General features: G+C 68.8%; 22 protein-coding genes and 1 pseudogene. 14 read left to right on the top strand and 9 right to left on the bottom strand.

Translation table 11 applies throughout. From position 1 onward, the window contains the following. Positions 1-11: 11 nt before the first annotated feature. Positions 12-587 (bottom strand): hypothetical protein, encoded by a 576-nt coding sequence (locus tag ACN28A_RS05835; protein ID WP_421393149.1) that lies wholly within the window; start codon positions 585-587, stop codon positions 12-14. Between the two features lie 162 nt (positions 588-749). On the opposite strand from ACN28A_RS05835, the gene ACN28A_RS05840 reads away from it, so the two are divergent. Beyond that, positions 750-1,058 (top strand): hypothetical protein, encoded by a 309-nt coding sequence (locus tag ACN28A_RS05840; RefSeq protein ID WP_421393152.1) that lies wholly within the window; start codon positions 750-752, stop codon positions 1,056-1,058. Positions 1,059-1,125: 67 nt separating this feature from the next. Here ACN28A_RS05840 and ACN28A_RS05845 read toward each other — a convergent pair whose 3' ends face one another. From ACN28A_RS05845 to ACN28A_RS05855, 3 genes are all read right to left on the bottom strand, one after another. Next, complete coding sequence (locus ACN28A_RS05845; RefSeq protein WP_421393153.1) at positions 1,126-1,599, bottom strand: ribose-5-phosphate isomerase; 474 nt, start codon at positions 1,597-1,599, stop codon at positions 1,126-1,128. A gap of 162 nt (positions 1,600-1,761) precedes the next feature. Further along, on the bottom strand, positions 1,762-3,096 hold the full coding sequence (locus ACN28A_RS05850; protein ID WP_421393156.1) for a DUF1015 family protein: 1,335 nt from the start codon (positions 3,094-3,096) through the stop codon (positions 1,762-1,764). A 103-nt stretch (positions 3,097-3,199) separates the two neighbouring features. Then, the gene (locus ACN28A_RS05855; protein WP_421393158.1) at positions 3,200-3,829 is read right to left on the bottom strand and encodes a DsbA family protein; all 630 of its coding nucleotides are present in this window, start codon (positions 3,827-3,829) and stop codon (positions 3,200-3,202) included. Between the two features lie 222 nt (positions 3,830-4,051). Here ACN28A_RS05855 and pepN point away from each other — a divergent pair, with 222 nt between their 5' ends. The 3 genes from pepN (at position 4,052) to ACN28A_RS05870 (ending at position 9,228) form a co-directional block, all read left to right on the top strand. Beyond that, complete coding sequence (gene pepN / locus ACN28A_RS05860) at positions 4,052-6,604, top strand: aminopeptidase N (RefSeq protein ID WP_421404168.1); 2,553 nt, start codon at positions 4,052-4,054, stop codon at positions 6,602-6,604. A 592-nt stretch (positions 6,605-7,196) separates the two neighbouring features. Continuing rightward, positions 7,197-8,567, top strand: coding sequence for a TrkH family potassium uptake protein (locus tag ACN28A_RS05865; RefSeq protein ID WP_421404170.1), 1,371 nt, complete (start codon positions 7,197-7,199; stop codon positions 8,565-8,567). A 28-nt stretch (positions 8,568-8,595) separates the two neighbouring features. After that, entirely contained in the window at positions 8,596-9,228 is a 633-nt protein-coding gene (locus ACN28A_RS05870) for a potassium channel family protein (RefSeq protein WP_421393160.1), read from the top strand. Positions 9,229-9,258: 30 nt separating this feature from the next. On the opposite strand, the gene ACN28A_RS05875 is transcribed toward ACN28A_RS05870, so the two are convergent. Both ACN28A_RS05875 and ACN28A_RS05880 read right to left on the bottom strand, forming a co-directional pair. Then, positions 9,259-9,447 (bottom strand): DUF397 domain-containing protein, encoded by a 189-nt coding sequence (locus ACN28A_RS05875; protein WP_421393162.1) that lies wholly within the window; start codon positions 9,445-9,447, stop codon positions 9,259-9,261. After that, a pseudogene (locus tag ACN28A_RS05880) lies at positions 9,438-10,234 on the bottom strand (helix-turn-helix domain-containing protein). The gene ACN28A_RS05875 and the pseudogene ACN28A_RS05880 overlap by 10 nt, the downstream one beginning before the upstream one ends. 372 nt (positions 10,235-10,606) lie before the next feature. On the opposite strand from ACN28A_RS05880, the gene ACN28A_RS05885 reads away from it, so the two are divergent. Next, positions 10,607-10,903, top strand: a complete 297-nt coding sequence (locus ACN28A_RS05885; RefSeq protein ID WP_421393164.1) for a hypothetical protein — start codon at positions 10,607-10,609, stop codon at positions 10,901-10,903. A gap of 107 nt (positions 10,904-11,010) precedes the next feature. Beyond that, positions 11,011-11,229, top strand: coding sequence for a hypothetical protein (locus ACN28A_RS05890; RefSeq protein WP_421393166.1), 219 nt, complete (start codon positions 11,011-11,013; stop codon positions 11,227-11,229). Positions 11,230-11,322: 93 nt separating this feature from the next. Here the strand turns inward: ACN28A_RS05890 and ACN28A_RS05895 are convergent, their stop codons facing one another. Both ACN28A_RS05895 and ACN28A_RS05900 read right to left on the bottom strand, forming a co-directional pair. After that, on the bottom strand, positions 11,323-12,018 hold the full coding sequence (locus tag ACN28A_RS05895; RefSeq protein ID WP_421393168.1) for a hypothetical protein: 696 nt from the start codon (positions 12,016-12,018) through the stop codon (positions 11,323-11,325). 70 nt (positions 12,019-12,088) lie between these two features. Next, the gene (locus ACN28A_RS05900; protein ID WP_421393169.1) at positions 12,089-12,586 is read right to left on the bottom strand and encodes a response regulator transcription factor; all 498 of its coding nucleotides are present in this window, start codon (positions 12,584-12,586) and stop codon (positions 12,089-12,091) included. A gap of 232 nt (positions 12,587-12,818) precedes the next feature. Here ACN28A_RS05900 and ACN28A_RS05905 point away from each other — a divergent pair, with 232 nt between their 5' ends. The 4 genes from ACN28A_RS05905 to ACN28A_RS05920 all read left to right on the top strand — a co-directional run bounded on the left by ACN28A_RS05905 (position 12,819) and on the right by ACN28A_RS05920 (position 14,339). Beyond that, positions 12,819-13,214: a VOC family protein gene (locus ACN28A_RS05905; RefSeq protein ID WP_421393170.1), complete on the top strand. Its 396-nt coding sequence runs from the start codon at positions 12,819-12,821 to the stop codon at positions 13,212-13,214. 76 nt (positions 13,215-13,290) lie between these two features. Continuing rightward, positions 13,291-13,482 (top strand): hypothetical protein, encoded by a 192-nt coding sequence (locus ACN28A_RS05910; RefSeq protein WP_421393171.1) that lies wholly within the window; start codon positions 13,291-13,293, stop codon positions 13,480-13,482. A 52-nt stretch (positions 13,483-13,534) separates the two neighbouring features. After that, positions 13,535-13,732 (top strand): hypothetical protein, encoded by a 198-nt coding sequence (locus tag ACN28A_RS05915; RefSeq protein WP_421393173.1) that lies wholly within the window; start codon positions 13,535-13,537, stop codon positions 13,730-13,732. A gap of 142 nt (positions 13,733-13,874) precedes the next feature. Next, complete coding sequence (locus tag ACN28A_RS05920) at positions 13,875-14,339, top strand: SRPBCC family protein (RefSeq protein ID WP_421393174.1); 465 nt, start codon at positions 13,875-13,877, stop codon at positions 14,337-14,339. A 113-nt stretch (positions 14,340-14,452) separates the two neighbouring features. Here the strand turns inward: ACN28A_RS05920 and ACN28A_RS05925 are convergent, their stop codons facing one another. Further along, on the bottom strand, positions 14,453-14,614 hold the full coding sequence (locus tag ACN28A_RS05925) for a hypothetical protein (protein WP_421393175.1): 162 nt from the start codon (positions 14,612-14,614) through the stop codon (positions 14,453-14,455). Between ACN28A_RS05925 and ACN28A_RS05930 the strand changes: the two genes are divergently transcribed. From ACN28A_RS05930 to ACN28A_RS05945, 4 genes are all read left to right on the top strand, one after another. Continuing rightward, entirely contained in the window at positions 14,613-14,984 is a 372-nt protein-coding gene (locus ACN28A_RS05930; protein WP_421393177.1) for an iron chaperone, read from the top strand. The two genes, ACN28A_RS05925 and ACN28A_RS05930, sit on opposite strands and share 2 nt — an antisense overlap. 294 nt (positions 14,985-15,278) lie before the next feature. Further along, a complete protein-coding gene (locus tag ACN28A_RS05935) occupies positions 15,279-15,521 on the top strand; it encodes a hypothetical protein (RefSeq protein WP_421393179.1) in 243 nt (80 codons plus the stop codon). 213 nt (positions 15,522-15,734) lie between these two features. After that, entirely contained in the window at positions 15,735-16,073 is a 339-nt protein-coding gene (locus ACN28A_RS05940) for a CU044_2847 family protein (protein WP_421393180.1), read from the top strand. Next, the gene (locus tag ACN28A_RS05945) at positions 16,049-19,105 is read left to right on the top strand and encodes a trypsin-like peptidase domain-containing protein (protein WP_421393182.1); all 3,057 of its coding nucleotides are present in this window, start codon (positions 16,049-16,051) and stop codon (positions 19,103-19,105) included. Before ACN28A_RS05940 ends, ACN28A_RS05945 begins: the two co-directional genes overlap by 25 nt. Positions 19,106-19,359: the final 254 nt, after the last annotated feature.

The following is a 19,359-nucleotide window of genomic DNA, read 5'->3' on the forward strand; positions in this document are numbered from 1 at the left end:
AATCCGCCGGCTCAGAGCCCCGCCACCCAGTTCCACAGGTCGACCACCCACTCGGTCTGGCGCAGGTACGCCACCCCGACCCCGGTGAGGAAGATCCCGGTGACCAGATGCGCGCCCCGGGCGCTACGGCGGATCCGGCCGAGCTGGCGCTCCCAGATCACCCGGCCGACCAGCCGGGCCAGCGCGAAGAGGCCGACCGCGACGAGGAGGGTCAGCACGAAGGTGACCACCGGACTGGTCAGGTCACCCCGGGCCGAGATCGCCCAGATCCCCCAGCAGACGAAGGCGAAGAGGCCGCCCAGCATGCTCCAGTGCCGGCCGATGCGCAGCTGCCGCCAGTGGTAACCCGGAGGAAGCTGCTGCCGCTCCGGCTCCGCCATCGGCCAGCCGGTCCCGGTCGGCTCGTGCGGCGCCGTCTCCGGCCCGGTACGCGATCGCGGCACCCCGACCTGCGCCACACCCCGCCGGAAGCCCTCGGGCCCCGGCGGCATCCCGGGTCCGTACCCCTCCGGCGGCATCCCCGGCCCGTGCCCCTCCGGCGGCATCTCGACGGTCCGCTCGGCCCACGGCTGCGTGTGGTCTGCCATCAGTGCTGTCCTCCCCAACGGCTCGGGCCCGGAACCCGTTCCAGTTCCGAGGGTAGCCAGCCGGGCAAAAACCCGCCGAACCCCCATCGACCGCACCCCGCGGACGTGCCGGCGGGCGCGCGAGCCCGCGACCGGGCCGCCGCTGCCCGGTATGGTCGACACATGACCGATCCGGAGCGGCGACGGCGGCGACTGCGGCACGAGCCGTCGACCGGCGGCGGCCAGCCCGGGGAGGGCCGGCGCGGTGGCGACCCGGGCACCGGGCCAGGGCCCGGAGACGACCGGGACGCCGAACGCGGCCTGCGCGGACTGATCGGCTCGGGCGCCTCCCAGGTGAGTGTCGGGGCGGCGATGCGGGCCCGGGACGCGGCCCGACCGACCGAGACCGACCTCGCCGAGGCGGCCGAACGGCTGGTGCTGGTCCGGCGCAACTGGGTACCCCGGGAGGACCTGCCACGCGGCGGCCGCTGACCCGACGCGCGCCAGCCGTCCCGTCGCCCACCTGTTGACCCGTCCGGCGGGCGGTCGGTGCGGCCGGCTACGACGCCGGCAGCGGCGGCAGCGAGCGGGTGCGCTCGTACTCGGCGACCTGCCCGATCCGGCGTGCGTGCCGCTCGTTTCCGGAGAACGCCGTGCTGAGGAACGCCTCCACGATCGCCGTCGCCTCGTCCAGGGTGTGCTGGCGGGCACCGATCGCGACCACGTTCGCGTCGTTGTGCTCCCGGGCGAGCTGGGCGGTCTCCACGTTCCAGGCGAGCGCCGCGCGCACCCCGGCCACCTTGTTGGCGGCGATCTGCTCACCGTTGCCCGAGCCGCCGATCACCACGCCGAGGCTGCCCGGATCGGCCACCACCCTGGCGCCGCTGTGCAGGCAGAACGCCGGATAGTCGTCGTCCGGGTCGAAGAGGAGCGGCCCGACGTCCACCAGTTCGTAGCCCTGCTTGGCCAGGTGGTTGGCCAGGTGCACCTTCAGTTCGTAGCCGGCGTGGTCGGATCCCAGATAGACGCGCATACCGCGCAGTCTGTCAGCCCGCTTCGCCGGCCCGCTCGCAGGCGCGGCGACAGCCGGACAGATCACAACGACCGGCGCCGCCCGGACGGCTCACGGCCACGGCGACCCCGGCCCCGTCCGGACGGGTCACGCCCACGGCGGCCGAGGTCAGCCGGCGGACGATTACGCCTGGTCCCGACCCAGTTCGGCCAGGACCAGGCCGGCCCGCGCCTTCGGAGTGAACCAGGTGCTCTTCCGGGGCATCTTCTGCCGGGCCAGGTTGACCGCGACGAAGTCCTGCACCGTGACCGGGGCGATCAGGATCGCCAGTTCCGCCCGACCGGCGTCGACCTCGCCGACCAGCCAGCGCGCCGGGTAGTCGCCACCGACGTACGTGATCCGCTTGTCACCGGGGTCGAGGCCGAGCGCGTCGCGCAGCAGTACCCGCTCGACGAGCGCGTGGTCCAGGGCCTCCACCCCGCCCTCGGAGCCGGCGGGCAGCGTGACCGAGTAGGTACGGCCGGCCGCGTAGAGCTGGATCGTGCCGCCGGAGTCCGGCACCGCCGCCGGGCCGGGCAGCGGCTCGACCCGGGCGCCGGCCGCGCGCAGCCGGTCGAGCAGTTCGTCGGCAGTACTGGTCAGCTCGCTGACCAGCCGGTTGTACGGCTGGATCGCCACCGAGCCCGGAGTGGTGATCACCGCGAGGAACCGGGGCAGCTCGCCGATCTGCGCGGCCAGGCTGCGGTGGTTGCCGTCCGCGACGACCAGTTCACCGGCACCGGCCAGTGCCAGCAACTCGGCCTGGCGCGGCCCCGCCCCGAGCAGCCAGATGGCGTGGGTACGCCCCGCCTGGTCCACGTCGGTCGCGGCGGGCGCACCGGCCGCGTCGGTCGCCTCGGCGAGCGCCCGGTGCAGCGCCTCCCCCGCACCGCCGCCCGCAGGGTCCTCGGCACCACCGCCAGCCGGACCACCGCCGGCCGGACCACCGGCAGCCCCGCCACCACCGGCAGTCGCGCCACCACCGGCACCGGCAGTCCCGGCGTCGGCGCGGTTGCCGGTCTGGAGCAGCAGCACCGGGGAGAGGAGGTGGCCGGTCGCCTCGGCCAGCGCCACCCGCTCGCGCACCTTGGCGATGAAGACGTCCTCGTTGCGGATCACCAGTCCGGGCTCGTCCGCACTCGTGGAGATCTGGTCGGTGTCGACCATGGCGAACATCCCGTAACCCGGCTCCTCGCCCGGCGCGCTGATCCGGTAGAGCACCACCACCTGCTCGGCCGGGGTGTAGCTGCCGTCGGCCCGAGCCTGCGCCAACCGGGCGACCGCGTCGGGCAGCGCGTCGGTGAAGGACCGGCCGAGGCTCTCCGGCGCCCGGTGCGGCATCTCGATCGCGAGTGCGCTGGCTGGGTTGTCCCGGATGATCGCCGTGATCTCGGCGTCGTCGGCGAACTCGTCGTAGTTCTGGGCGCCGGTGCCGCCAGTGGTGACCCAGGCGCGGGTGATCGGATGCACGACCGTCATGTGCCGGAACGCTACCGGCGGCACCCGGGGCCGCGTACGGATACCCCGGCCGTTTCCACCCCGTGGGCGGCCCCGGTCCGGAGCCGCCCCACCAGGGCCGAGATCAGTCGAAGCTGGGCCGCTCGTCGCGGGTCCGCTTCAGCTCGTAGAAGCCGGGCGTACCGGCGACCAGCAGTACCCCGTCCCAGAGCCGCCCCGCCGCCTCGCCCCTCGGTGCCGGCGTGACCACCGGACCGAAGAACGCGATGGTCTCCCCCGGCACCGGGCCGGGAGCATGGATCACCGGCGTGCCGACGTCCTGGCCGACCGGCTTCATCCCGGCGTCGTGGCTCGCCCGCAGCGCCTCGTCGTACTCGGTCGAGTCGGCGACCTCGGCCAGCGCCGGGTCCAGCCCGACGTCGGTCAGCGCCGCCCGGTAGAGCTCCGGACCCCGCTCCTGCCGGTCGAGGTGGATCCGGTTGCCGAGCGCGGTGTAGAGCCTGGCAACGGTCTCGGAGCCGTACCGCTGTTCGACCGCGATGCAGATCCGCACCGGGCCCCAGGTGCTCTTCAGCCCCTCCCGGTACTTCGCCGGAAGGTGCTCCCGGCCCTCGTTGAGCACCGCCAGGCTCATCACCCGGAACCGGACGTCGACCGGGCGGACCTGCTGCACCTCCAGCAGCCAACGGGACGTTATCCAGGCCCACGGACAGGTCGGGTCGAAGAACATGTCAACGGACGCGCGCTCGGACACGGCGCGGCTCCCTTCGTCGTCAGGACAGGCCGAATTCGGCCGGCACCGTTACAGATCTTCACCCCACGACCCTGTCAGCGACAGCGGGATGAGACCGTGACCTGGAGCACCAGTGTGGTAACCCCGGGCATGAAACACTCGACGTCGGGCCGTGGGGATGGCCCGGGGCTGTCAACGGGGACAGCCGGCGGAAAGAACCGGATGGAGATTCACGTGCCAGGAGTGCGCAACCTGACCCAGGTCGAGGCGACGGAACGTGGGCGTCTGCTCGACGTCACCGGCTATGACATCCGGCTGGACCTGTCGTCCGCCGGACTCGGCGCGGACGGCCGTACCTTCCGCTCGACGACCGAGGTCCGGTTCCGGTGCGCCGAGCCGGGCGCCACCACCTTCATCGAGGTGGCCGCCGACTCGGTTCGTGCCGCCACGCTCAACGGCGCCCCGGTCGACATCTCCGGCTGGTCGGCCGAGGCCGGGCTCACCCTGACCGGCCTGGCCGCCGAGAACACCCTGGTGGTGGACGCCGACTTCCTCTACTCCTCCAGCGGGCAGGGGCTGCACCGCAGCGTCGACCCGGTGGACGGCGAAACCTATCTCTACAGCCAGTTCGAGACCGCCGACGCGCAGCGGGTCTTCGCCTGCTTCGACCAGCCCGACCTGAAGAGCGTCTTCACCTGGCACGCGACCGTGCCGGCACACTGGCGGGTCGTCTCCAACATGCCGGTGAGCGCCGAGGAGCCGGCCGGTGCCGACACCAAGACCGTCCACTTCGGCGGGTCGGTCCGGATGAGCACCTACATCACCGCGATCTGCGCCGGTCCCTACCACGAGGTGAGATACACCCACCACGGCCTCGACCTCGGCTACTTCTGCCGGGCCAGCATGGCGCAGCACCTCGACTCGGCCGACCTGCACCTGATCACGGTGCAGGGCTTCGACTTCTTCCATCAGCAGTTCGGCGTCGGCTATCCGCTGCCGAAGTACGACCAGGTCTGGGTGCCGGACTTCAACGCCGGCGCGATGGAGAACTTCGGCTGCGTCACGCACGCCGAGGCGCACTACCTGTTCCGGTCCCAGGTGACCGACTTCGAGTACGAGCAGCGGGCCAACACGATCCTGCACGAGCTGGCGCACATGTGGTTCGGCGACCTGGTCACCATGCGCTGGTGGAACGACCTGTGGCTGAACGAGTCGTTCGCCGAGTGGGCCAGCCACTGGGCCAACACCAACGCCACCCGGTTCACCGACGCCTGGACGACCTTCCTCTCCATCCGCAAGAACTGGGGCTACCGGCAGGACCAGCTCTCCTCCACCCACCCGGTCTACTGCGAGATGCCGGACCTGGAGGCCGTCGAGGTCAACTTCGACGGCATCACGTACGCCAAGGGCGCCAGCGTGCTCAAGCAGCTCGTCGCGTACGTCGGGGAGGCGCCGTTCCTGGAGGGTCTGCGCAGCTACTTCGGCAAGTACGCCTGGAGCAACGCCACCTTCGACGACCTGCTCACCGAACTGGAGGCGGCCTCCGGCCGGGAGTTGCGCAAGTTCGCCGCAGAATGGCTGGAGACCTCGCAGGTCAACACGCTGCGCCCGGAGGTGTCGATCGACGCCGACGGCAGGTACGAGTCGGTGGTGGTCCGGCAGGAGGCGCCGACCGAGCACCCGACGCTGCGTACCCACCGGATCGGGGTGGGTCTCTACGACCTGCGCGACGGCCGGCTGGTCCGGCGGGAGCGGATCGAGGTCGACGTGGCGGGCGAGCGCACCGAGCTGTCGCAGCTCGCCGGGGTGGCCGCGCCGGACCTGCTGCTGCTCAACGACGACGACCTGACCTACGCCAAGCTGCGGCTGGACGAGCGCTCGATGGCCACCGTGGTCCGGCACATCGCCGCGTTCGAGTCGTCGCTGTCCCGGGGGCTGTGCTGGGCCGCCGCCTGGGACATGACCCGGGACGCCGAGCTGGCCGCCCGGGACTACGTGGCACTGGGCCTGGCCGGGCTGCCCGCCGAGAACGACATCAACCTGGTCACCGCGACGCTGCGCCAGGTCGCCGCCACGCTCACCTCGTACGCCGCGCCGGAGTGGGCGCCGACCGGTTGGCGGGAGTTCGCCCGTACCGCCGCGACCTCGGTGCGTGCCGCCGAGCCGGGCAGCGGGCTGCAACTGGCCTGGGCCCGCACCTACGCCTCGGCGGCCCGCAGCGCGGAGGAGCTTGCCGTGCTGCGCGGCTGGCTGGACGGGGTCGAGGTGCCGGCCGGGCTGACCGTCGACACCGAGCTGCGCTGGACCCTGCTGCGGGCCCTGGTCGCCGGCGGTGCCGCCGGCCAGGCCGAGATCGACGCCGAACTGGCCGCCGACCGGACCTCGGGCGGGGAGCGGGAGGCCGCGCTGGCCGCCGCGTTGATCCCCACCGCCGAGAACAAGGAGACGGTCTGGCGCACCCTGACCGAGGGCGAGGCGCTGCCGAACTGGCGGCACCGGGCGTTGTTGCAGGGCTTCCAGCATCCGACGCAGGCCGAGCTGACCGCCCCGTACGCCGAGCGGTTCTTCGAGGTCGTCGGCCAGGTCTGGGCGAGCCGGGACAGCGAACCGGCGCAGGAGTTCGTGATGCTCGCCTACCCGGCGTACCAGATCTCCGAGGAGACCATCCGGGCCACCGACGCCTGGCTGGCCCAGCCGGGGCATCCGGCGCCACTGCGCCGGCTGGTCGCCGAGGGCCGGGACGGAGTCGTACGCGCGCTCAAGGCCCGCGCCAGGGACGCCGCCGCACCGTCCTGACCGCACCACCGAACTGACCGCCGCCGGGCGCCGGATCCCTTGTCCGGCGCCCGGCGCCGTCATGTCGGAACCTCCGGGTACCCGCCGCCGCGGCAACGTGCCCGGCTGCCCGGACGGGACGATCCCGAGTCACGCCGTACCAGGTGCTGGTAGTACTGAGAGCACCAGGAGCAGCCGAGACGAGCGGGAGTTGCACGGTGCAGTTGCGCGGTAGGCGGTTCGTTGACCGGCTCACGCCCCGGTGTCGCCGGCTGAGCAGGACCTGACGTCGCCGTTGGACGTGCTGTGCGCGTTGAGGGGCGACGCGGACCGGATCCAGGTGGTCCGACGAGTGGCGTCCGCATGATCGGGCTGCCTGCGGCAGCGACCCGCGCCCGACCTGGATCATGGCCTGATGGATTCGACTTGGGCGCAGCTGACGGTCGGGCTGCTCGCGGTCGTGGCGGTCTTCGTCGCGGTAGGGCTGGGCGCGGCGTTGTTGGTCTGGACTCCCGTGACCGGCCGTGATCCGGGGACCGACGGTCGGTTGCGACCGGCGTGGCGGCGCCTGCGGGACGCGGTGTGCCGACTGGCAGCTCCCGTGCTGACCGGGATGCGTCGGATTCGCGTGCCGGCGGCGGTGACCGCATGGCTGTCCGATGCGGTGCGGCATCCGGCTCGGCTGGTGGTGCTGGGTTTCGCGGCTGCGGTGCTGGCTGGTTCGGCGCTGTTGCTGCTGCCGTTCGCCACCGAGAGCGGCCGAAGCGCGCCACTGATGACGGCGGTGTTCACCGCGACGTCGGCGGTGTGTGTGACCGGTCTGGTGATCGAGGACACCGGCACCTTCTGGTCCGGGTTCGGCGAGGTGGTGATCATGGTCCTGATCCAGATCGGCGGGTTCGGGATCATGACCCTTGCGTCGTTGCTCGGTCTGCTGGTGGCCCGCCGGCTCCGGATACGGATGCAGTTGGGCACCCAGACCGAGACGAAGGCGCTGGGGGTGGGCGAGGTGCGTCGGGTCGTGCTGGGCGTGGCGCGGGTGAGCCTGCTGGTGGAGGCCGTGGTGGCGATGGTGTTGGCCTGGCGGTTCGCCGAGGGCTACGACTACAGCACGGGCCGGGCGGTGTACCTGGGGGTGTTCCACGCGGTCTCGGCGTTCAACAACGCCGGCTTCGGCCTCTACGCGGACAGTCTCATGCAGTTCGTCGACGACCCGCTGATCTGCCTGCCGATCGCTGCGGCGGTGATCCTCGGCGGGCTGGGCTTTCCGGTGCTGTTCGAACTGCGCCGGGCGCTGGGCAGGCCGCGGCGTTGGTCGATCCACACCAAGATCACCATCGGGATGACGGTAGTGCTGCTCGCCGCTGGCTGGGCGGCGATCAGTGTCGCGGAGTGGTCGAATCCCGGCACGCTCGGTGGTCTCGGGCCGGGTGGCAAGCTGCTCGCCGGCTTCTTCGCCGCGGTGATGCCGCGCACCGCCGGGTTCAACAGTCTCGACGTCGCCGCGTTCGACGACGTCACCCTGCTCGTCCAGGACGTGCTGATGTTCATCGGTGGGGGCAGCGCCGGCACCGCCGGCGGTATCAAGGTGACCACGTTCGCGCTGTTGGGCTTCGTCATCCTCGCCGAGATCCGCGGCGAGCCCAGCGTCCACGCCCTCGGCCGGCGGCTGCCCAGCGGTGTGCAGCGGCAGGCGTTGACCGTCGCGCTGCTCAGCGTCGCCGCCGTCGCCGTATCCACCGTCGCCCTGCTGGCGCTGACCCCGTTCCGGCTCGATCAGGTGCTGTTCGAGGTCACCTCGGCGTTCGCCACCGTCGGGCTCTCCACCGGCATCACCGCGCAGGTCGGCACCGCGGGACATGTCATCCTGACCCTGCTGATGTTCATCGGCCGTCTGGGGCCGATCACCACGGCGACCGCGCTGGCGCTACGTGAGCGCACCCGCCGCTACGAACTACCCGAGGAGCGACCGATCGTTGGCTAGGAAACCCGCCACCAGTAACCGCATCGCCGTGCTCGGCCTCGGCCGCTTCGGCGGCTCCATGGCGCTCGAACTCATCCGCCAGGGTTGGGAGGTCATCGGCGTCGACGCCGATCCCACGGTGGTGCAGACCTACGCCGACCAACTCACCCACGCCGCCGTCGCGAACACCACCGACGAGGTCGCGCTGCGGCAGCTCGGCGTGCACGAGATGGCCCACGCCGTGGTCGGCATCGGCACCGACCTCGAAGTCGGCATCCTCACCACCGGCCTGCTGGCCGACCTCGGCATACCGAACATCTGGGCCAAGGCCGTCAACCGTCAGCACGCGCGCATCCTGGAGCGCGTCGGCGCCCACCATGTCGTGCTGCCCGAACACGAGATGGGCGAACGCGTCGCCCACCTCGTCACCGGGCACATCCTCAACTTCATCGAGTTCGAGGACGACTACGCCATCGTCAAGACCCGCGCACCCGAGGAGACCTTCGACAAGACCCTCGCCGACGCCGCCCTACGCTCGAAACACGGCATCACTGTGGTGTCGATCAAGCGGCCAGGCGAGGGCTTCACCTACGCCACCGCCGACACCGTCGTCTACACCGGCGACATCCTCATCGTGGCGGGCAAGACCCGCCACGTCGAAGCGTTCGCCAACCTGAGTTGACCAGAGCGGAGCCTGGCCGCGCAGCCCGCTTCAGCCGTGCGACTTCGCCAGCTCGACGAAGCCGCGCCACGCCTCCGGACCGAAGGTCAGCGTCCCGCCGTCCCGATCCTTGGTGTCCCGGACGAGTACTCGGCCAGGAAGGTTGTCCGCGACCTCGACACATCCGGAACTGTCACTGTGGGTCGACTTGCGCCACCGAGGGATGCCGCCTACGTCCATTCTTCCGCCGTCCTCAAGATCAGGTCTAGGCTCTGCTGTACGGGCAGAGCGTACCCCCGGATAGTTTCCCAGACGCCCTCAAGATCCGCCGCCGCGTCCGGGCTCTCGATCACACGCCCCTTGAGGTGGCCCTCAAGGTAGCCGATCGGGCGCCCATCGACGGTTGCGAACGCGAACGGCCCATCCAGCCCGGGGTAAGCTCCGGCATCAGCCGGGATGACTTGTACCCCAGCGGTTGGGGTGTCGCAGGCTGCGACGATCGCCTTCAACTGGTCACGCATCATGTCCGGTGACCCGATCCGACGGCGTAGCACCGATTCGTCAAGAACGGCGGCGAACTGACAGGGCTCGGGCTCACGATGCAAGATCTCCTGCGACGAAGTCGAGTCAGCAGAGCGGCGCCCAGACTTTCCCCACGGTACCCGTGTCCGAGTAACACCGTTCGTGCGTACGCCTCCGTCTGGAGCAGGCCGGGAATGACGATCGTCTGGAAGGCGCGGACGAGACTGGCGCGCGCTTCGTATTCGATGAACGACCGCAACCAGACTGGCGCGGCCTCGCCGACGATGAACTCACGATAGAACTCAACGAAGGCCGTACCGAACGCCCGGTCTCCGTCTTCCAGGTAGCGTGGGTGCACGGCTCGTGTTCCACGCTCTATCGAACTGATGTGCTGCGCGGAAAACTTGATCCGCTGTCCCCATGCCTCCTGGGTGAGGCCGAGGTTTTCACGGACCCGTCGCAGCTCCTTGATCAGGTATTCGCTTCCGGCCATGTCCTCCCACATTCTCCACGTCTCTCCAGACGAGGTGGTCAACTCTCCGGCTTAGCCTTTCCCCGCCACAGCTTTCGCACATCTTCCGTGATCAGGCCGTCACGGTCCAGGGTGGATCGCAAGCGCCCCGTCCGGGAAGCCCGCCCGCTTCTTACCCGTCGGGCGGGGCGCCTACGGGGCGGCGCGTATCCGGTGCGGACAGAGATGCCTCCGGCGTGCCGCCCCCGTTCCCCAATTTCCGGACGAGAGGCATTCGCCATGGAACACTCTCGCAATTTTCGCCATCGCCGGGCGTGGTGGCGCCTCTGGCGCTACTGCCGATGCGGCTTCCGTTGGGTCTGTCCGGACTCGGTCGAGCTGGTACCGATGCCGTACGAACCGAAGGTGCGCCCTGTCAGCCGGCACGACTTCCGGCGGGCGGTCAGGGACGAGGCGACCAGGATCGCGATCGCCCGCGAGTCCCGTGCCCAGGTCCAGGACTGGGTCAGACCGGAACCGCCGCCACCAACCCCCACCCCCACCCCGCAGCCTCAGCGCCTGCGGAACGACCAGCCCGACTCCCGCCGCGAGCCCCGGCGCGACGGATGGAACGGGCCGACCTGGGCACATCTGGCCAACGGCCGGGCGGGCGACCTGACTACGGCTCAGCAGGACCGGGCCAGGCACGCCGAGCGGGTGTAGCCGTGATCGGGCCGTGGGCGCGATGGGAGCGGCATGCGGCACGACGCCGGACGGCAGCAGCCGGGGCTGTCGGGCAACACGTTCCCGGGGACAGGTACGCCTGCCGGGTGTGCGAGCACGACTGGCCCTGCCGGGACGCCCGGCTGGCCCTGCTGATCAGCTTTCAGGGTGACCGGGTGGGGCTGATGATGTATCTCGCCGCGCACCTCGCCAACGCTCTCGAAGCGCTGCCCGACCGGCATCCCTCCATGATCGTCGGACAGATCCTCTGTCGGACTGCCACCGCCGCCGGGACAACCACCAACTTCCTCGGCCGCCAGGCTTGAATGGCAGGAGCGCGCCATGCGCTGTAGCCGCAGCGGGCTTGCGCCGACATCCGGCTCCAGCCGATGAAAGTGTGTTTGACCTACGCACCCGAGTCAGTTGCGGGCGGTGGGCGCGGCGACGATGAGGCTGTTGACCTCCCGTAGCCGGGAGAAGAACGCGGCGAGTAGGAAAACCGCGAAAATCAACAGGTTGAGAATCCACCGAGGGTCGTCGACGTGCAGCGCCGCGGCGAACTGGTCCTTCTCCGCTGCGGTCAACACCGCTGTGGACCGCTCCGCCGCGGCGAAGTCCAGGCGGTCCGGGGCGAACACTAGGTAGGTCCAGATCCGGTGGACGAAGTACAGCGCGGCTGCGGTGACGAAGAGGATCCGGCGGGTGCCGGAACGCCATCCGAGGACCAGCAGACCCGGGAGGATGACGAGTTCGGTGGGAACGTTCGCCGCGATCGCGATGGGAATGCTGGGCAGGAACATCGTCACCATCGTCTCCCCGGTGATCGAGGAGCTATCCAGCGCGGTGCCCAGCATCATCAGCCCGATGGCGCCGCCGAACGCGAACAGTGCCATGGTCACACAGCCCAGCGCGACGAGACCGTCCTCCGCCCAGGCGCTCAGCGTCGGTCTACGGCTGGCCCGGCGCGCGGCGACCCCAATGAGGACCGCCCATCCGGCCCCGATCAGCAGTGCGATCGGCAGTGGAAGGAACTCCATCAGGGACAAGCCTTGCACCACGACCGTGAATACCGCGACGAGGGCGAACGGCGCGATCCGATCAATACGCTGCTTCATGACCCGGACGCTAGGAAGGATCGCCGGTTACGGCATCTGCCGAACGGCCTACCGGCGGTTTAAACCGGGTTTAGTCGAGCAGACCGGCCTCGCGGGCGTGCGTAACGGCCTGCAGACGGCTCTTCGCTTCGAGCTTTCGAAAGATGTGGTTGAGGTGCGCCTTCACCGTGCCGGGCGCGACGAAGAGCACCTTGGCGATCTCCGCGTTCGTGCGGCCGGCCGCCAGGTGGTGCAGCACCTCTAGCTCGCGCGAGCTGAGCGCCTCGGCGGGCTTGCGCTGTACCGCGACCGGCGGCGGACCCTGAGCAGCGTCGGGTACGGGCAGATTTGTCGGTGCCACGTCGGCCCTAGACGGAGCCGGGGGGACCCAGCGGACGGCGAGCACCGCGATCGACATCACGAACGCGCCGAAGAGCGGAATCACCCACCACTGTCCCCTGCCGCGCTCCACCATCGCGAACGACAGCCCAACTATGACCATCGCCCAGACGAAACAGCCGACCAGCACGGCCGCGATGAGCAGGCGCCTGTGACTGGACGGTGACCGGAGCCAGACGGTGATGCGCATCGACATCTCCTCGGGATCAGGAATCGTGCCGAGCCTAACCTGGCAACTTCTGCGTCTCGACGTGCTCCATCTGCAGGTCGCGGTGGCCAGTCACAGCTACCAATCTTCAACAGCTCGGAACCCTCAAGGTCGGGCCCGATGGGCTCCTTGTCCTGCGTCAAGATCAGATATGCGCTCATAGCCGCTGTCGGCGCGCGCACGGCGAGCAGGCCACGACCCCCCGTACGCTGCCGTGGTGCGGATCGACCTGGTTGCCCTGATTGTCGAGGAGTACGACCCGGCGATCGCGTTCTTCACCGCCGTACTCGGCTTCGACCTCGTCGAGGACTCCCCATCACTGAGCAACGACGGGCGACCCAAGCGGTGGGTCGTCGTCCGGCCCCCGGGTGCCCAGACCGGGATTTTGCTCGCTCGCGCCGACGGAGAACACCAACGTGCCGCCGTCGGTGACCAGGTCGCCGGCCGGGTCGGGTTCTTCCTCCGTGTCGACGACTTCGACGCCGCCTACCGGCGGATGACCGAGGCCGGCGTCACCTTCGTCCGAGAACCACGGACCGAACCCTACGGCCGGGTCGCGGTTTTCCTCGACATCGCCGGCAACCGGTGGGACCTCCTCGGCGCGATCTGACGTCACCCCACCTGCCAACCAAACCACCAAGATCACAGGCCCTGGCACGGTCGTATTCGTCCCGCTGCCACCGGCCGTGGCCCGAGCTATCGACCGGGCCGTCGACGAGCGCACCAGCGGGCCGATCCAGCGCAACAACCTCGCCGTGCGGATGGACCGGCACGCCGCCACCCGCCGGCTCAAGCACCTGGCCGACACGGCGGGGATCCGGATGCCGAGGAGGAATCCCCACCTGCTGCGCCACACGTTGCCGAGAGAGCGTCAGTGAAGACCGATCAATGGCTTGCGTCGTAGGCGTTCGGTCGATACGGTCTGGCCCGATGACATTCCTGACTCCACGACGAATTCTTGCCGTCGTCCTGCTGCTGATCGCGTTCGTGGCTCTGGCCGCGTCGCGCACCTTCCCGATCCTGGACGATCTCTCCGGCGTGGCGAAGTCGGCGATTGCGATCGCGGGCGCGGCGTGCGCCCTGGTTGGCGTGTGGCTCTGGGTTCGCAAGACGCCGGACCAGCCGTAGCGCGTGGTGAGCCTGCCGCCTGCCAACAGCGTTGGCACCGGCCCGACGGCACATGATCTCGCCGAGCAGGTGAACATGTGGTCGCGCGCACGAGCTACTGATCCCATTGGTGCAGGAGGACACGCCGCCATACCCTCACCCGGTGCGCCACCTCGAAATCATCACCGCGATTGCCGCGCCAGCCGAGCTCGTGTTCGATACCTCGCTTGCCGTCGATGTCCACACCGCCTCCATGGCAGCCAGTGGTGAACGGGCCATCGGCGGCGTGATCACCGGACAGCTGAAGCTCGGCGACGAGGTGACCTGGCAGGCACGTCACCTGGGCCGGTCTTGGAGAATGACCTCACGGATCACCGCCTACACCCGGCCAAGGCACTTCGTCGATGAACAGATCTCCGGACCGTTCGCCGTGTGGCAGCATGCCCACTACTTCGAGCCACAGGCAAACGACGGAACGCTCATGCGCGACGTCATCGACTTCGCCGCACCGTACGGTCTACTCGGCCGGCTCACCGAAGCCCTGCTACTCGACCGGTACATGACCAACCTCATCACCGTCCGAAACCAGCACCTCGCAACGATCTGCCAAGCCAATCCATCGACATAGACCTCCCTGCCGACCACGCGCCTCCCTGCCGAACACGCGAACGACAACCGAGATCACTTCTCGAAACATGGTCTGATCTGCCGGCGAGCGGGCGCGCTGGACCTGACGTCCCGTCACTCTCCGTACGCCATCGTCCAGCTTGTCAGATGCACGCTCGTGCCGAGATCCGGATGTCCGTCGAGACCGTCGACCGGTGAGCTGACCATCATGTGATCCCGGCCCGCCTCGCTCACTGCGGGCGCCGAGCCGAGCAGGGCGTGCCACACTGGCGCCATGGTCAGACCTCAGACGGTCGACGAGTACATCGACGGCTTCACTGGACCGGGTCGCGAGCTGCTGGAGCAGCTGCGGGCACTGGCCCACGAGGCGGTTCCGGAGGCGAGCGAGGCGATCAAGTGGGGTTATCCGGCGTGGGTGCACCCCTCCGGAACGATCCTCTTTATGGTCAGTGGTCACGCTAAACATGCAAGCGTCGCGTTCACGCCCAGCACTCGCGAGGGGTTCGATGCCCAGCTCGCCGGCTTTGCCACCGGTAAGGGCACGGTCAAACTCCCATACGGCCAACCTGTGCCGGGCGATTTGTTGCGCCGGATGATCGCGTTTCGCGTACGCGAGCACGAGGACGATGGCGTGCTGTGGATGTGACCGTGTCCTGTATTGGTGAGATCGCTTCCACCTGTCGAAACCGAACGTGCCAGGAGCCGTACGACGCACAGATTGGCCGCCGGCCGCACATCAACCCCAAGGTCAGGAAGGCACACGCATCTGCCGTCGATCGTGCGTGCGGGCGCCAGGCTGGCCGTCACTCTCAGCAACCGTCAGCGGTAGAACATCACGTCCGAGGACGTCCGCTCGTAGCCGATGTGAGTACGCCCGTCTCGTGCAGGGTACCGACACCACGGTTTCCGTAGCGGCGTGGGGCATCGTGGAGGCGACAGAATGACCGGTATCCGCTCGCAACTGCCGCAAACTCCTGATACGTCGACACCATCAGCCGGTCGGCGCTGGGCTTTCATCGCGCTCGTCGGTGGCGAGGCGTTGTTCATCGGATACCTCATCGTTGAGGCGTTCCGCGCCGACGGTGAGTGGCGGCCGTGGTATCTGCTCGGAGCCGGCGGATTGTCGTTGATGGTTGGCGCCCTCGTGTGGTCCAGGCTCCGCAGGAACTCTGCTCGCGGCTGACAGGTTGCTCTCACACCGCCGACCGCGCGCCACTCCACCCGGAGTCGTTACGACGCGTGGACGTCGGTGGCGGTGGACGTCCGAAACCGCCGAGGACAGTGCGCCGACCTGCGTACGTTCGTCCAGGTACTTGGCCGATGGCTGCTGGCACGTTCCGGTCGGGCGGCTATCCGCGCGATGCGGTCTGTGGTCGTGCTTCGATATGCTGATTCGATGATGCGCGGCGAGGATCCCCGGGGTGTTCTGACTGTCGAGACGGAAGACGGCGGCCAGTTCGAGGTCGAGATTCGCGACGATGCCGCCGACGTCGGCGCGGCTTCCCGCCGGCTCCGAATGAAGGCGATTGTCTTGCAGTCGACGATCAGGCAGGTGGCGACGACGGTTCACCGCTCGGTCCAGGAAGCGCTCACCGACCCGCCGCCGTCGAAGATCGAGGTTGAATTCGGGCTGAAGTTCACCACCAAATCACCGATGGGAGTGATCGTCGGTGAAGTGGGGGGCGAATCCTCGATCCTAGTGAGAATCGAATGGCCCGGCTCGACACCTCGTTGACGATCGAAGTGGCGCTGGAGCGCGCTACCGCGGAGATCGGTGACGCTGAGAAATTTCTTGGTTCAGGCGTCCTCGTTGCCCGAGATCTGGTGCTGACCTGCGCACACGTCGTGGCGGAAGCGGCGGCTCTGACGGTGCGGATCGACGGTCAGCGCTACGCGGCCGCGACAGTGTTGTTGCTGCCCGACCGTCGTGGCGAAGACCCGGACTGGCCATTTCCGGATCTTGCCTTGCTGGCGCTCGGATCGTCTGCGCACACGGTACCCGTACCGTTCGGCTCGTCTCTCCCTGGGACACACACGGCACTCATCGGCGGCTGCTACCGCATAGGGCTGCACCGTCGACTGGAGCCGTGGACATTGCGGCTGTCCGGAGCCGGTCGTAGCGGCCAGTATGGCCGCACGCTGGACGACGTGATCGAGCGCGGTATGAGTGGTGGACCGGTCCTTGATCTGAGCACCGCCACGTTGTGCGGCATCATGAAGGCAACCACTTCCCGCACCCACGGCGAGGGTGGCTGGTTCGTCCCCATCGAGGCGATCCGCCAGCAGCTGCCCGACCTGGCTGCACGCAATGAGGTTGACTCAGTGCACTGGTGGCAGCAGTCGGAGCAGTATCAGAATTTGGCCCTGAATCTGTTCGGCCTCCCCATGAAACCGCTGGATCCGGGCGTGCACCGACCACCGTCCCGCTGGCTGACCGCCGACGACCGGGTCGTGCCGTACACCGCTCCGCCGGTCTTCGACGAGCTGCGACAATGGTGCGTCGACGACCCGCGCCCGTCGCTGGCGCGGCTGTATTACGCCCCGGGTGGTGCTGGCAAGACACGTCTGGCGGTCGAGCTCGCCGCATACCTCCGGCAACGGCACGGCTGGCTAGCCGGACGGCTTGTCGACGCGGCAGAACCCGATCTGGTGCAACAGGCGCTTGCGAGCCCGGCGCCGACGCTACTGGTCGTCGACTACGCCGAGAATGATCCGGACCGGGTCAAGCTAGTTGTCCAAGAGATGACGACGTATCTCGGGCCACGCTGCCGACTGCTGCTGCTCGCCCGTGTTCCGGAACTGCTGTGGGAGGGCCTGCACGTTCGAGCTGCCGCCGCCGTCGCCGCCGACGTATTGGACGGTCCGGCACGTCGTTTGGACGATCTCGCCGCCTCGCAATCTTCGGTCGATCTCGCCGTCGCCGCGTACCGCACCTTCCTCAACCTGCTGAACGGATCGCTCGGGACGGGCGACGGCGCAGTCCCGACGACGCTGCTGGAAAAGACCCAGCATGTGACCGACCCGCTCGGCATCCAGGCCGCAGCGCTGGCCACCGCGCTCGACACGGTTCACAAGGTCAGCGGAGTCGCTCCCGCCGACGGCATCGACCACGTGCTGCTGCACGAACTGCGGTATTGGTACGCAGCCGCCAGATCGATCCACCCAGGGCTCGCAGACGCCGATCTCAAGCTGATCTTGCTCGTCCCGACCTTATTTCCGGTACAGAGCGAGGACGAGGCGGTCCGTGTGCTGTCGTTCCTGCCGGCACTGCATCGTTTGGACGACCGGGCAACGGTGGCCAGGTTCGCGGACCTGCTAAATCGGCGCTATCCCTCACCCGACAGCTACTGGGCCCCGTTGCGGCCGGACCGCATCGGCGAGGCGCTCCTGCGTGATCTTGTGCCGCTGAATGGTGCGGTGGCCTCGCTCGCGGCCGTTGACGGCCGCTACGCCAGCGCGTTGCTGGAAACCTTCGCCCGTGCGCTGCAATTGCACCGACGCCGGCAGCCCATGGTGGACGCGGCGGATGAGGCACTGTACGACGAGCTGACCCGCGTCTTCACCGCCAACCCGGCCGCCTATCTCCCGGCAGGTGTCGAGATCGCCGGACAGGTCCTCTGGCCGGAGCGCTACCTGGAGATCCTGCGAAAACACCTGCAGGAAGCTGACCTCGGAACGCTGGACGCCGTCATGGACCGGGTTCCCAGCATCGCGGTCGAGCAGCCGGCCTTCGCGATCGAGGTTGCCAAACTGACGCAGGCGCACTACCCCAGCGCCAACCTGGTCGAACGCTACGCGGGAAGCCGCGAAGGACTGGCCCGTCTCGAGCGACGCGCGACCATTCTCGGCCGGCTCGCGCACTGGCTACATGCGGTGGGCCGGTATGCCGAGGCCGCCACATACCAGCAAGAGGCCTTTGACCTTGTCAATCTGCTCAGCCGACGGTTGAAGCGGAAAGACCCGACGGCGGCTCGAGGATGGTCCGCCCTGCGGAGCGAGACCGGCCTCAAACTCGGCCAACTGCAGTTGCTCGCCGGCGACGTACCGTCAGCCCTCACAACCCTGGACACGGTCGAGCGCCGCTTGCCACATGTACGGTCCGACGACCCCGTCTGGGCGGTGACGGTACGCCTCGCTCTGGCTCGGGTCGCCGAACAGGCAAATAACCCGTGGCTCGGCTACTGGGCGGCCTGTCAGGCGGAGCAGGATATAAACGGACTGGAGCCCGAGGCGGGATCTGAGACAAGACGGGAGGTTAGCGAACGCTTGACCTCGGCGCGGCTTGCCCTGCGCACCGGCGGACCGGCCGCGGTCGCCGCCCAGCTCGCGCTGTTCGTGACCAAGCGCCAAGAGCAGACGTCCACGCGAACAGGTTTCGCGAGCATCGCCGCAAGCCGGAACCTCCCTGAGTTCGCCACCCGAATAGTCCTATACGGTGGACTTCATACCGTTGACGGGTTCGTGGCCCGATCTGAACACAAACGCTTGATGGCAGCACTGACTCTGGAAAGGGCGTTCTGCGAGTCCATCGAGAACGATCCTGTCAGCGAGGAGGAATGGGTGGCCCGGGCGCGTCGCTGCGAAGAACTCGCAGCGTCTCGCAAGGACCGCAAGGACTACATCGCGAGCGTGGCAGCCCACCACGATGCGGTTGACGCCTGGCAAGCTGCCGGACCCCGGCATGCACCAGAAGCGCGGAAAGCAAGCAGAGCCCGCGAAAACGCCTACCGAGATCTAGTCAGCATGCGGTACCTCACCATCGACTGAGGCCCCAGTACCGCAGCCGCCGTCCGGGATCTTGCTGCTCAGGCGGGGTGGACGCGAGACGGCCACCGCGTGATCGTCTGTGCGTTGTGGACACAGAGTCAGGTCGAGCGGCGACCGCGTGCCACAGCGTAGCTGCGCACGACCGGCCTCGCCCTGCGCGGGGACGCGTACGCCCTGGCGGAACTCCGCCGAATGAGCGACGACGGGTATGAATCGCTCGCCTGGGAACGGTTTGACTTCGTGGAGCGTGTGCT

This window comes from Plantactinospora sp. WMMB782 (assembly GCF_049179135.1).
Lineage (GTDB): Bacteria > Actinomycetota > Actinomycetes > Mycobacteriales > Micromonosporaceae > Plantactinospora.